At 46.3% G+C, this 12,915-nt stretch carries 15 protein-coding genes and 1 tRNA gene; 4 read left to right on the forward strand and 12 right to left on the reverse strand.

Annotated elements, in window-relative coordinates:
• Nucleotides 1-85: 85 nt before the first annotated feature.
• Nucleotides 86-757, forward strand: coding sequence for a phosphate signaling complex protein PhoU (gene phoU / locus J0L70_RS02960; protein WP_017288001.1), 672 nt, complete (start codon nt 86-88; stop codon nt 755-757).
• Nucleotides 758-764: 7 nt separating this feature from the next.
• Here the strand turns inward: phoU and J0L70_RS02965 are convergent, their stop codons facing one another.
• The 6 genes from J0L70_RS02965 to J0L70_RS02990 form a co-directional block, all read right to left on the reverse strand.
• On the reverse strand, nt 765-1,430 hold the full coding sequence (locus tag J0L70_RS02965) for a double zinc ribbon and FHA domain-containing protein (RefSeq protein ID WP_017288000.1): 666 nt from the start codon (nt 1,428-1,430) through the stop codon (nt 765-767).
• A gap of 96 nt (nt 1,431-1,526) precedes the next feature.
• On the reverse strand, nt 1,527-2,234 hold the full coding sequence (locus J0L70_RS02970) for a retron system putative HNH endonuclease (protein ID WP_287453038.1): 708 nt from the start codon (nt 2,232-2,234) through the stop codon (nt 1,527-1,529).
• A 2-nt stretch (nt 2,235-2,236) separates the two neighbouring features.
• Nucleotides 2,237-3,535 carry an AAA family ATPase gene (locus tag J0L70_RS02975; protein WP_287453039.1) on the reverse strand — a complete coding sequence of 433 codons (1,299 nt, stop codon included), beginning with the start codon at nt 3,533-3,535 and terminating at the stop codon, nt 2,237-2,239.
• Between the two features lie 69 nt (nt 3,536-3,604).
• Nucleotides 3,605-3,694: transfer RNA gene (locus J0L70_RS02980), tRNA-Ser, on the reverse strand.
• Nucleotides 3,695-3,764: 70 nt separating this feature from the next.
• On the reverse strand, nt 3,765-4,856 hold the full coding sequence (mraY, locus tag J0L70_RS02985; protein WP_017287999.1) for a phospho-N-acetylmuramoyl-pentapeptide-transferase: 1,092 nt from the start codon (nt 4,854-4,856) through the stop codon (nt 3,765-3,767).
• Nucleotides 4,857-4,939: 83 nt separating this feature from the next.
• Entirely contained in the window at nt 4,940-5,179 is a 240-nt protein-coding gene (locus J0L70_RS02990; protein WP_017287998.1) for a DUF3134 domain-containing protein, read from the reverse strand.
• Between the two features lie 295 nt (nt 5,180-5,474).
• On the opposite strand from J0L70_RS02990, the gene J0L70_RS02995 reads away from it, so the two are divergent.
• From J0L70_RS02995 to J0L70_RS03005, 3 genes are all read left to right on the forward strand, one after another.
• A complete protein-coding gene (locus tag J0L70_RS02995) occupies nt 5,475-6,059 on the forward strand; it encodes a PAP/fibrillin family protein (protein ID WP_190653702.1) in 585 nt (194 codons plus the stop codon).
• On the forward strand, nt 6,059-6,829 hold the full coding sequence (locus J0L70_RS03000; protein WP_190653701.1) for a PD-(D/E)XK nuclease family protein: 771 nt from the start codon (nt 6,059-6,061) through the stop codon (nt 6,827-6,829). Before J0L70_RS02995 ends, J0L70_RS03000 begins: the two co-directional genes overlap by 1 nt.
• Before the next feature lie 146 nt (nt 6,830-6,975).
• Nucleotides 6,976-7,920, forward strand: coding sequence for a CHAD domain-containing protein (locus tag J0L70_RS03005; RefSeq protein ID WP_268184535.1), 945 nt, complete (start codon nt 6,976-6,978; stop codon nt 7,918-7,920).
• Here J0L70_RS03005 and J0L70_RS03010 read toward each other — a convergent pair.
• The 6 genes from J0L70_RS03010 to J0L70_RS03035 form a co-directional block, all read right to left on the reverse strand.
• Entirely contained in the window at nt 7,917-8,711 is a 795-nt protein-coding gene (locus J0L70_RS03010) for an ABC transporter permease (RefSeq protein WP_287453041.1), read from the reverse strand. The genes J0L70_RS03005 and J0L70_RS03010 overlap by 4 nt on opposite strands.
• Nucleotides 8,695-9,579: an ABC transporter permease gene (locus J0L70_RS03015; protein ID WP_190653700.1), complete on the reverse strand. Its 885-nt coding sequence runs from the start codon at nt 9,577-9,579 to the stop codon at nt 8,695-8,697. Before J0L70_RS03015 ends, J0L70_RS03010 begins: the two co-directional genes overlap by 17 nt.
• A gap of 12 nt (nt 9,580-9,591) precedes the next feature.
• A complete protein-coding gene (locus J0L70_RS03020; protein WP_017287992.1) occupies nt 9,592-10,692 on the reverse strand; it encodes an ABC transporter substrate-binding protein in 1,101 nt (366 codons plus the stop codon).
• Between the two features lie 10 nt (nt 10,693-10,702).
• Nucleotides 10,703-11,827, reverse strand: a complete 1,125-nt coding sequence (locus tag J0L70_RS03025; protein ID WP_353736604.1) for an ABC transporter ATP-binding protein — start codon at nt 11,825-11,827, stop codon at nt 10,703-10,705.
• A 236-nt stretch (nt 11,828-12,063) separates the two neighbouring features.
• Nucleotides 12,064-12,669 (reverse strand): DUF3318 domain-containing protein, encoded by a 606-nt coding sequence (locus J0L70_RS03030; RefSeq protein ID WP_017287990.1) that lies wholly within the window; start codon nt 12,667-12,669, stop codon nt 12,064-12,066.
• Between the two features lie 63 nt (nt 12,670-12,732).
• Nucleotides 12,733-12,861 carry a hypothetical protein gene (locus tag J0L70_RS03035; protein WP_017287989.1) on the reverse strand — a complete coding sequence of 43 codons (129 nt, stop codon included), beginning with the start codon at nt 12,859-12,861 and terminating at the stop codon, nt 12,733-12,735.
• Nucleotides 12,862-12,915: the final 54 nt, after the last annotated feature.

Raw genomic sequence — 12,915 nt, forward strand, 5'->3', positions numbered from 1 at the left:
TTATATTGAGGCGGCTGAAATTAACCGCTGTTCCTGATGTTCATTCGATACTCGGTTGTGTGTCCAAAATTTATCCCTCTAATTGATGCTGTATAGAAATGTGCCAGAAGGTCAGGAACCGATCCGTGTTCACTTCGAGCGTCAGATTAAACGCATTCAGCGTGATGTTTTGAGAATGGGCGCGTTAGTTGAACGCTCCTGTTGTCTAGCAAGAGAAGCTTTGTTCGATCGCAATCTTGAAGCGGCTGAGCAAATTAATAAACAAGATAAAAAAATCGATCGTCTCTATAAACAAATCGAACTCGATTGTGTGAATTTAATTGCGCTCCAGTCTCCGGTCGCGCAGGATTTGCGGCTGTTAAGTGCTCTGATGCAGTTAGTCCGAGATTTAGAACGAATCGGAGATTATGCCAAAAACTTAGGGGATGTCGCAGTGCAACTATTTCCCTATGCAGAATCACCTTACATGGGTCAGATTTTGCAAATGTTCGATCGCTGTCGTGCGATGTTGGCGTTGAGTCTAGAATCGTTGTCTGATCTGAATGCAGAATCCGGAATGGATGTGCGCCAGCGAGATGATGCGGTCGATTCTGACTATGAAACGCTTTACAACCTACTGGCGCGTCAGCAAGACGTAAAAGGCATTATCGAGCCAATTGTGCTGCAAATCCTGGTGATCCGCCATCTAGAACGAATGGCAGATCACGCTGCAAATATTGGCAAACGGGTGGCTTATATCGTGACTGGCAAACGGTGAGGATGGATTAGGTTTGAAAGAGAAACGAAATCTTATCGCCTTTGCCGAGTGAAATGCGATCGCCCGGTCTTAATCGATGCCGATTGCCCATCGGTAGGGGCGAATTATTAATATAAGTTCCGTTAGAACTGCCGACATCTTCAATGTAGTAGGTTTCACCTTCGACGCGAATGTCGGCATGAATCCGTGAAACGATCTCCGAGTTTGGAAACCCCGAAACATCAATGTCGGGTGGAATCTGATCGTTGGGTTTTCCGATATGCACCACAGTTAGACCTGGCGGGATTTCCACCACCGTGCTGGTTTGTAGATTTAACAAACGGGCGAAGGATTGCTGAAGCTGAGTTGCCAAGACTGGAGGCTGAATGGCGGCAGCTTCAGGGATTCTTTCAGCTTGGGTCGGTAGAAGAATCGGATCGGGCTGAACCAAAGGTTCAGGCACGATCGGTTCAGGCGATTCTAAGGGATCAGGCAGCGAAGATTCAGGAGTCGATAACATAGGAGCGCTCACAGATTTCAGGTGATAGCCGCACTGTCCACAGAAACTGGCATCCGCTTGCACGGTCGTGCCACAGCTTGGACAGGCGATCGAGACGGGCAAAGGCGTGTAACACGCTTCACATTGCACTGCACCGTCAGGATTAGCATGATTGCAATTGGGACAGACAATCATTTCGACAGGTTCCGATCAAAGGTGAATTTAATGATATCCGCTGAAGTTCTCAACAGCGTTTGTAACTTGCAGTAAATACAAGCTTAAATCGATTAATTACGGGATTTTAGCTCGTGAGAGTCGCTTCTCAAGATGAAAGACAACATAAGGAAAATATTCAAGGTGAGCGTTATTGTGGCGTTGACTCACTGTTTGAATCGCTTTCTTCAAAATTGCGCTTGACCAATTCCCAGTTGGGGCTTGTTGTTTGAGCTTATCGATCGTTGCCATGAGTGCGGCACTACGATTTTCGCGAAAGGTTTGAGAATTGAGATTGAGGATTCCTTTGGAAGTAACTGTGCCCAGCTCTTGTTGAATTTGAGGATTTTTCGAGCAGATTTCTCCAGAAGTACTGTAATAAATTTTGGTTTCACAGTTTTTCTGGGTCGGGTTGAGGATAATTTCTTGATTGCCTTTCAACACATCGCAGTGATAGTCTTTTGACTCGCTATCTTCGTTTCCATGACAAGCTGCAAGGAGATTGCGGTAACTTAGCCGCAGATCGGCTTTGCCTTTTTCGCCGTTGTAGATACTTTGCGGTGACCAATGTTCAATTCGAGTGTCAGGTTTTCCTGTAAGAGGGTCGAGACTTCCCGTTACTCTACGCAGACAATAGCAACAGAGATATCCCTGTTCTTTCAATAGAGACTGCCGCAAAGGCTCTTTGTCTGGATAGTCATCAAATACTGTTTTAGACTTGGGATCTGCTGCCTTGCGATATTGTGTGAGGGAAGAGGGTTCCTGATTTTTCTGAATGTATCGCATCGCTATTCGTAGAGAAATTGAAGCAAAGTGTTGGCTCTCACGATATCGGGATCGTTCTGTCCAAGGAATTGTTTGAGTTCTTCAATGGCACTCTTCGCTGCGTCGGTATTGCCTTCATCAATTAGGTGAAAAGCATGATCGAGTTGCTGCCGCATCCATTCGGGGCGCTTCTCGACTCCCATAAATTCGTAAAGGATCGAATTGCTGTCTCTACCATAGGAATAGGAAACATTATTAGAGATTTTCCCGTTATCCAAGACAAAAATTTCTTCTGGCTGCAAATTGCTGAGAACTTGAGGAGAATGAGTTGTGGTGATGAATTGGCAATTGGGAAAAGTAGTGTTCAAGGCTGGAAGAATTCGACGTTGCCATTGAGGATGAAGGTGATTATCTATTTCGTCGATGAGAACGATTCCGTGTCCGGTTTTGGGGTCGTCTAGAGCAGGATTCGCGATCGTCAATCGGCGAGCAATGTCACAAACGATCATGATGATACTTTTCTCGCCTTCTGATAACTGCTCAATCTTCAATGAGACTCCAGCTTTATCAACTTCTAAAGAACCAGTAATACTTGAGCGAAAACTGTAATCCGAATCACGTCTTTCTCTAACCACACGAAGATTAGAGAATTCTGAAACGTTTAACCTGCTCAAAAAAGTCTCTAGAGCAGTTCTAATTGTCTTTAAATTTGGGTTGACATAGCTACGGTCTTCTCTAGAAATAATTTCATTTTCTAAGTCTTCTTCGAGTCTGAACCAATTGAGAAAATCTTCGTAGTGGATTAGCCCGTTAGCAAACGCATTCTGATACGCATAGAACTGCGTAAAATCATAGGCTTTGGGTTTCGATCTCGCTCTAGAATCTAAACTGTGAATTAGTCGGTTTGCAGGATAGTATGCAAGTATCGGTAATGATGAAGTTGGTTCTTCTCTTAACTGACGATGCATTATTGCGGCGAGAAAACCATATACAGAAGCATGAGTTATGGATTGGAGTATTTCAATTTCAAAGGTCTGCGTTTCTGAACCGTGGCTGAACGTTGAAGAAAGTGTGGAGGTATCTTCTCCATCATAAATGTCGTCAACATCCAGTCCTAGCCTTGGAAATCGTAATGGTTTGGATGGTTTTAGGTGAATTAGGTGCTCAACGAATAGATTAAGAAAGCTATTAATGCTATCGAGGATAGATGACTTGCCAGCACCATTGATTCCGATGAGAACTAGTGCATTAGACTTTGGAAATTCAAGCTTGAAGTCTTTGAAGCCGCGAAAATTAGTCAGATGGAGTGCTTCGATCCTCATATTTCTAATGCTTCCTACATTTCAGATTTCTTTTTGGAGGGGTAGAAAGCTATTAATTCAAGTTTAGAACGGAGAGAGAGGGATTCGAACCCTCGGTACGGTTCAAGACCGTACAACAGATTAGCAATCTGCCGCTTTCGACCACTCAGCCATCTCTCCAGAGTTGTCGAGTCACATCATAACAGCTTTCTTGTGACTCGATCAAAGTTTTTTGTGCGGATTTGAGAAATTAGTGAATTGCAAGACTGAATCCAGCTAGGACAGCCGCGATCGTATAAAACCAACCGACAACCTGTGTTTCTGTCCAGCCCGTCAATTCCAAATGGTTATGGAATGGAGACATCCTGAACAAACGCTTGCCGATGCCATTTGCATCTTTTGTGGCTTTGTAATACGTCACTTGAGCAATGACAGAGAGAGTTTCTAAGAAGAACAAGCCGCTCAGAATCAACAACGCGAACAGCGAATTCGTTAGTAATCCAACTGCCGCTAATGCGCCACCTAACGCCAGCGATCCAGTGTCTCCCATGAAGACTTTTGCCGGATTGCGATTGTGAACCAGGAAGCCGAGGCAACCTCCACTTAGGGACGCACAGAAGATACCTAAATCAGCATGCTCAGGTGCGATCAAAGCACCCAATCCCAACAGCGCGATCGCGACTGTTCCACCTGCCAATCCATCCATTCCATCAGTCAGATTCGTCGCATTGCTTTCTGCAACTAAAACGAAACAAGCCAACGCCCAAAAGAGCGATCCCAACGGCAGCACTAGACCCAACGGCAATGCGATCGAAGTGACGCTCGGATTTGTCAGGGCTAACCAGAGACAAAACGCAACTGCAAAGAAGATTTGCAGTCCCATTTTCATCCGCGGAGAAATGCCTTTGTTGGACTTGCGGCGAATGATTTGCCAATCGTCGAGAAAGCCGATCGCAGCGTACGCCATGGTCAATGCTGAAACGGCAATTACATTGCCCGAAAAATTAGACAAAATTAAACCCAGTGCAACCGCGATGGGAACAAAGAAGGCTCCTCCCATCGTCGGGGTTCCTGCCTTCTTCAAATGCGATTGTGGGCCATCTTCGCGAATAATCTGTCCAGCTTTCAGTGCCTTGAGGAAAGGCACAGCCCAAAAGCCGATCCCTGCCGTTGCCAGTCCACTCATCCACATGGGGAACGTCAGTGATGTATTCTGGCTCCAAACTCGTCCACTAAAATGATCCAGCGAGATTGCTGCGATCGTCATGCCAATCGTGAGTAGAAGAAATAGCTTCGTACCCGAAAAATTTAAGGCTCTTCCTGTAAAAAGTTTTGCGTCCACAGGTTTCTCAATTCACTCCGCACATTTCACCACTTAATTATCAAATCAGGCACAAGATTCAGAAGAATCTCGCGCCTCATCGTCTAATCTTCTAAATCTAAATCATCATCGTCATCGTCTGTGTCAAAGGCACTGCTGCCTTCGCCATCCATCAGTTCATTGATCTCTTCTTCATCGTCTAGATAGTCGAAATCTGCATTGTCGCGTGCCAGAAGTCGTCCTGTGCTTTCTAACCAGTCGAGGATCGATGATTCCTGCTGCATCGGGATCACAGCGGCACGTTGGGTTCGAGGTTCTTGACGTAGAGAGGGGTTGTAAATCATTGAGCGGTTGTAACTCCAACAGTAGAGAGCTTCTACTTTATCTTAGATCGACCGAAACACCCAGAGTGTAACACTTACGGGTATAGCTGGCACATTGAATTTGCTTTTGCTTTCGCAAATTAGCAATATACGGTTTAGATTCAATGCATTTTCTACGTTTTTCTGAAATTGTCAAGTAAATAATTTCGGAATTTCGGATTTTTTGGATCAAGACTGAATTTAAGAAACTTTTTGAATCTGAAGCAGAGCCGTGGAGAGCGATTACGATTAATTCTGTTTACGCTAGGAGCGCATCATGATCGGGAAAGCTGCTTTACTCGAAGCGATCGCGGGAACGAATCGCGGCATTCTCGCCTCAGAGTCCGAAAAACAGGCAATTTTAGCGGCGATCGCTCAACTCGAAGATCGCAATCCTACCCCTCGCCCACTTGAAGCAATTCACTTACTTGATGGTAATTGGCGGTTAATTTACACGACCAGTCGCGGCATTTTGGGGATTGATCAATTTCCGTTGCTCAAATTGGGACAGGTTTATCAGTGTATTCACGCTCCCGAAGCGAAACTCTATAATATTGCGGAAGTTTCGGGCGTGCCGTTTTTAGAAGGAATCGTGGCTGTGGTTGCTCGCTTTCGTCGGATGACGGATCGCCGAGTCGATGTGAAATTTGAGCGATCGTTCATTGGTCTGCAACGCTTAATCGATTACCAATCTCCCAGTTACTTTATTCAACAGCTAGAATCCGAGAAGAAGTTTGCCGCGATCGATTTCCAGATCAAAGACCGGGATCAACAAGGATGGCTGGATGTGACTTATCTTGATGAGGATTTGCGGATTGGGCGTGGCAATGAAGGCAGTGTGTTTGTTTTAACGAAGAACTAATGCGAATCTCTCAAGGACATTTGAATTTACTTGAATTGTGTCCGCGCAAATTTCAGCACACTTATATAGAGCAGTTGGGATCAGCAAATTCACCAGAGCAACAGGAGCGACTTGCAGCGGGAAGTCGATTTCATGCGCTGATGCAACAGTGGGAAATGGATTTACCGATCGAGCCTTTTCTGCAAGAAGATCCGCAACTTCGCCAATGGTTTCACGCTTTTACGGGTGCTGCTCCAACAATTCTTCAGATTGAGCGTCCTAGCTTTCGGGAGAGTGAGCATCTTCGGACGCTCGAATTCAATGGGCATTTATTGACTGTGGTCTATGATTTGCTACTTTTAACAGATTCAGCAGCGCAAATTTTAGATTGGAAGACTTATCCAAAACCAGCGCGAAAGGACTTATCACAAAACTGGCAGTCTCGCCTGTATCCATTCGTTTTAGCGGAGACGAGTGAATACGCACCAGAGCAGATTTCGATGACGTATTGGTTTTTCCAAGCGCAGGGAGCCGCTGAATCTCCTCAGAGCTTGAGATTCGCTTACAGTACGCAACAGCATAAGGAAACGCGGCAAAGCTTGCAGCAATTGTTAGCCCAGTTGGATGAATGGCTCGATCGCTATGAGACCAAAAATCAGCCTTTCCCGCAAATTCCACAAACCGAAGAATGTAGCGGATGTAGTTTTGCGGTGCGATGTCAGCGATCGACAGAAGCAGTCAATGCGGAAGTGTTCTTAAACTTGGCAGAGATCCAAGAGATTCCTTTATGAAAGAAGCTGAAATTTAGGATTCCGAAATATCTCTAAAACACCACTGAATGCGTCAGAACCGCAATCATTAACTTAAGTGAGATGTTTCTATTCTGGGAGTGACAGAGACTCAGAATAGAGGTGTATTCCCTTGATAAAAACTCGCCATGAATCTCCATATCCCACTGCAATCAGAAACGCTGAGTCACTTTGCTTATCGTGCGATCGAGAAACATTTCCGTAAAGCGATGAAGCACGAAGAAGAAGTTTTAGCGGATCAAGATCCAGAGGCACTGCATCAAATGCGAGTCGGACTGCGGCGACTGAGAACCGCAATTCAGGTTTTTGGATTTGTAGCAGATCTGCCAAAAGCCGCGAGTGAAGCAAAAATCCGTAAGTTTGCTCAAATTTTAGGTGCAGTGCGAGATGCAGATGTGTTGCAGCTTGAATTGAAGTCGCCCACTTTGCCAGAATCAGAGCAGAAAGAATTAAAACGGGCGTTGAAGAAACTCCAGAAGCAGCGATCGCGAGATTTCAAAAAACTGCAAAAGGCGTTGAAATCGCATGAATACAAGGCATTTCGGAAAGAAATGGAGAATTGGTTAGCGTTGCCACATTATCGGGTGATTGGGCAACTCCCAATTCAATCCGTCTTACCCGATGTCTTGATGCCTCTGATTCATGGCGTTCTGCTGCATCCCGCTTGGCTGATTGGACGAGAAGAATCTGGCAGATTTGCCCCAATTACAGCCGAATCGATTCGAGAACAATTGCAGCAGAACGCATCGCTCCACGATTTACGGAAGCAAATGAAACGGGTGCGCTATCAAACTGAGCTGTTCACCGAGTTCTACGGAGAGGCTTACAAGGCTCAAGTTGAAAATTTCAAAGCGATTCAAGAGAGTTTGGGAGAGATTCAAGATAGCGTTGTGATGCAGGAGTTCTTAGAGAGCAGCTTGAAGCAAGCGATCGAGAAAACTTGTCCGATTTTTGCCGATCGCCTGCAAGAGAAAATCATCAACGCTTGGCAGCAATGGCGATCGCAACAAGAAAAATATCTCGACCCTTCATTCCGAATGCAGCTTCGGCGGACTGTACTAGAACCGACCTAAGTGAATCGCTTCTTCTCACCCTGGTAGCGAATCCCTTCAGCCAGTAGAGCGAGTCCACCTGAAATCACCAGCAAAACGACGCTCAATGCATTCATATCCGGTCTTACACTGGTTCGGATTCGGCTGAAGATCTCCATCGGCAAAGTTGTAATCCCTCCACCTGCGGTAAAGCTTGCGATGAGAAAATCATCCATGCTCAACACGAAAGCTAGGAGACAGCCCGAGACGATCGCGGGCATTAACTGCGGCAGCAATACCATCATCAATGACTGCATCGGAGTTGCACCCAAATCTAACGCTGCTTCCTCCAGATGCGGGTCAAGATTGACGAGTCGTGTTGAAACGACTAATGCGATGTAAGCCAGGCAGAAAACGACATGGGCAGCCACGATTGTCCAAAGGCTCAGGGGTACTGCAATGACTGCTAAAAATACAAGGGTTGCAACTGCGATCGCGATATCAGGAATAATCAACGGCAAATAAGCTGCACCTTGAAATAACTTTTTGCCAAAGAACTGATATTTTGCAAGCCCGATCGCCAGTAAGGTTCCAATGACAGCTGCGATCGCAGTTGCCAAACTTGCAACTAACAAACTATCTCGAAGCGCTGAAAGAATTCGACTATCTTGGAAAAATTTGATGTACCAAGATAATGTAAATCCAGTCCACTGAGCACTGTTTGGAGCTTGATTAAAGCTGTAGAACGCGAGCACTGATAGCGGTAAATACATAAAGCCAAACATCAGCAAGGTAAACCCTGCTGAGATGCGATTTCTAAATTGACTTTGCATTCTGATCTCCGTATTTAATGAGCAGTGCGATCGCAATACTGACGATTAAAATCAGCATCATGCTCAAAGCTGAGCCATATCCCCAATTCTGCGTTGCACCTAGGAATTGGTCATAAACGACACGCGCCGCAGTTCGGCTCGATGTTCCGCCTAATAGCTCTGGATTGATAAAGTCTCCTAGCGCCGTGATGAATACCAGCAAACCTCCAGCAATAATGCCCGGAAAGCATTGGGGGACAGTCACTTTCCAGAACGCTTGTTGAGGGGTTGCGCCTAAGTCTGCGGCGGCTTCTAACAATCGTCGATCGAGCTTTTCTAACGAGGCATAGAGAATCAGAACCATGTAAGGCAATAAACCATAGGTCATGCCGATCAGGACTGCGATCGGTTGATTTAATAAATCTAAGGTCGGTAAACCGAGACTCATCAGAAAGCTATTGAGTACGCCAGTTCGACGCAGAATGCTAATCCAGGCATACGATCGCAACAGCGAAGATGTCCAAAGTGGCAATGTAAAGCCCATTAAGATGAGATTTTGCCAGCGTTTGGGAGAAGTGAGAGCAATCCAATACGCGACGGGAAAGCCGAGGACAAGACAAGCGATCGTCGTTCCCGATGCGAAGAGGAACGATCGCCAAAGAGCAGGGAAACTCTCAGGCTGAAAAATTCGCAAGTAATTCTCCAATCCTGATGGATTCACGACATCGCCCGGTTTGATGTTGGGAACAAGGCTCAATTGGAAAATAATCAGGGTCGGAACAATCAACAGCAACAATAGCCAAAGTCCCGCAGGCGAGAGCATCAAGACTGGCTGCAACCAGCGAGGAGCGCTAGAGGTAGAGGATTCAGAAATCGAGGGCGCTTTCATAGTTTAATATCCTCAGCTACTCGTGAGTTTCGTCCAATATCGTTCGTAGGCTTCTAGCGTTTCCCGCTCTACGGGTGCGATCGATTCGGATCTATTCAACAACTCCATCGCGGGGAACAAGCTAGAATTTGACCGAATCGCTTCAGGGAGTTGAGCAATGCCAGCTTGATTGGTCGTTGCAAAGGATAACCGTTCTGTCATTTTGGCGGCGACTTCAGGCTGAAGCATAAACTCCAACCAAGCGTAAGCTCCATCAGGGTTGGGAGCCGTTTTGGGAATCACCATCGTATCTGTCCAGAGAGAAGTGCCACTGCTCGGGATGACATATTTCAACTTTGGATTGTCTTTCATTGCCAGTGCCGCATCTGAGGAGTAAGCCATCGCGATCGACAAATCTCCAGCAATTAATTGATCCCGCCAGGCATCGGTTGTGAAAGTCGCGATTGCAGGTTTCAATTCTTGTAGCCGATCGTATGCTTTTTTCAATTCGGCTGGGTTGGTGGAATTGTAGGAGAATCCAAGCGATCGTAACGTTGCTCCTAACACTTCCCGCACATCATTCATCAAGGTCATGCGTCGCATCAACTTCTCTTTGTTCTCCCACAGATAGTTCCAATCTTTGGGTGCATCCTTGATTTTTTCACTGTTATAGATCAATCCGGTCGTTCCCCAACTCATCGGCACACTGTAACGATTGCCGGGGTCATGTAGTGAGGTTTGAAAACGCGGAATCAGATGACGGAGGCTTTCTAACCGTAAGTGATCAAGCTGGCTCAAATAGCCGAGCTTACTCATCTGAGTCACTTTATAGTCCGATGGATAAATGACGCTATAGATTTTTGCTTTTCCGGCTTGGAAAGCTGCCAACATCGTCTCGTTAGAATCAAACACATCAAACTTAACTTTGATCCCTGTCTTGGCTTGAAATGCATCGACGAGTTCTTGATCAATGTAATTCGACCAAGTGTAGATATTGAGTTCATCGGAAGACTGCACGATCGCCTGATCAGTCTGAACTTTTGCTAATGTCCAACCACAACTTGACAGCGCAAACCCTGAAACTCCTGCAGCTGCAGTTTTGATGAATCGGCGACGAGAGGCACAATACGACATAACTGCCTCCTTACAACTCAGATAACGCTAAACTGTCAGCTGCATCCCAAGACACATAGAGTGGAGCGTCTGCGTTTGGAAGTTTAGGTGATTTTGGCTGACGCACAATCACACGATCGCCAGAGTTCAGGACTATCACACAATAGACATGAGTTCCCAGATACATCACATCTTGCAATCTGCCTTCAAAGCAGTTTGCTGCTGCTTGAGGAACTAGACTAATCTGGATTTTTTCAGGACGTACGCTCACCGTGACCCAGCCAGAAGTCAGGGATTTCGAGGCAGTATCCTGCTGAACGGTCATTTTGATACCCGTCTCGGTTCTAATCCAAAGCGTCTCAGGATGTGCGCCTTCAATCTTGCCGCGAAATAGATTCGTATCCCCGATGAAATCTGCAACAAATGAAGTGCGTGGACGATCGTAAATTTGCTCAGGCGTTCCCACTTGCTCAACTTGCCCCAAGTTCATCACGGCAATGCGATCGGATAATGACAACGCTTCTTCCTGATCATGCGTCACCATCACAAAGGTCATGCCTAATTCTCGATGTAACGTTGCGAGTTCAACCTGCATCTCTTTGCGTAACTTCAAATCTAATGCGCCTAGCGGTTCATCGAGCAGCAGAACGGCGGGGCGATTGACTAAAGCACGGGCAACGGCGACTCGTTGTTGTTGTCCACCGGAGAGCTGCGCTGGAAATCGATTGGCAAGCGCTTCGAGCTTGACTAATTTCAACGCATCTCGAACTCGATCTTGAACTTCTGATCGCGAACATTTCTGAATTTTCAGCCCAAATGCAATATTTTCTGCGACGGTCATATGACCGAACAGGGCGTAGCTCTGAAAGACTGTATTGGCAGGACGTTTGTACGGTGGGACATTCGACATCGAGCGATCGCGGATCAAAATCTCGCCCGAGGTCGGATGCTCAAATCCCGCAATCATCCGCAGCGTCGTCGTTTTACCACAACCAGACGGCCCTAAGATACTAAAAAACTCGCCGCGCCGAATGCCCAAATCAATACTGCGAACCGCAGGTTCACCGTGATAAACTTTGGTGACGTTTCGCAACTCGACATCTAAGCTGACATCAATGCTGCGAGAGGGTGGAGTTTGGGTTGCCATGTGAGACATAAAATATGCTGCCCTGCGATCGTGGGTCACTGACGGCGCGATTGTCCGTCATTTCCGCAACAAACCCATAGTATCCAGAAACTTTGAATTCGGAGCAGTCCGTGAATTCATGCCTTCAATCATGAAGTCTTTATTTCCAGTGGGGTCGTATTGCTAAAGTTCCCTGCCCCGATCTCAAATTCCTAAGTGATTTCCCGGAGTTCACCGCAATTTAACTCTCCCAGTCATTGGGTAGATCATTCGCTTCTCAACTCGTCAGGAATGCCAACGGGAGAAAGTCCCCCAATGGCTCTCAAACCTTGACATCGCAGTAATTCCACAAAACTCAACATGCGCCCTTCATTTTGGGCGACAGCTTCGATCGCACTCAACAAAGCCCGTGCCGCTTCAGTTTCTGTATAGCCTCGTCGTTGAGCAATTTTCAGCGCTTGTTCATCCGCTTCGAGTTCCATCCGCGAGCTGCGGTTATTCCGCCAAATTTGAAAGAGTGCGATCGCGCTTAATCCACTTGCCGCTGCAACTCCCACAAAATCCTGCTGAGCAAGTTCAACCCCCAATCCGATCGCGCCTAATGCGGTCAGTCCTAACATTGGGGTCGGTTGAAACCATTTAATATTGCTACTCCAACTGACCGTTCGCAAGATCAGGAGATCACGCTGAGATCGCGACAACCGACTCCAAAGGTCGAAATTAATATAAACCGGGCGATCCCTGCCCCAGGGTAACGGTGCAGGAGTATCAATGAACGATCGCTGATCTGGCTTACTGACCAACTTGACAAACATCCGACCCGATGCAGGCATCACGTCTAACAATCGTCTAATCTCAAGCTCAGGATTCATAACGGCAGGCAATACGCGACACGCCTCAAAGTATAAGCGAATCAGCGTATTGCCTGTAAGTTTCTAATGCATCAAATACAGCAGATCAGGCGAAACCCAGTTAATCAAAATAAATAAAGTCAAAAAGAAGCTAACAGTTGCAATCCCTAGAATTGAGGAAAGCGAGAGAAATCTGAGAAAACCAGAAGACATAAGCGGCTCCAATATATTAAGGACGCTTACACCTTAAAAAAATTGCGACTACGA

The organism is Leptolyngbya sp. UWPOB_LEPTO1 (assembly GCF_017302695.1).
Taxonomy (GTDB): domain Bacteria; phylum Cyanobacteriota; class Cyanobacteriia; order Leptolyngbyales; family Leptolyngbyaceae; genus Leptolyngbya; species Leptolyngbya boryana.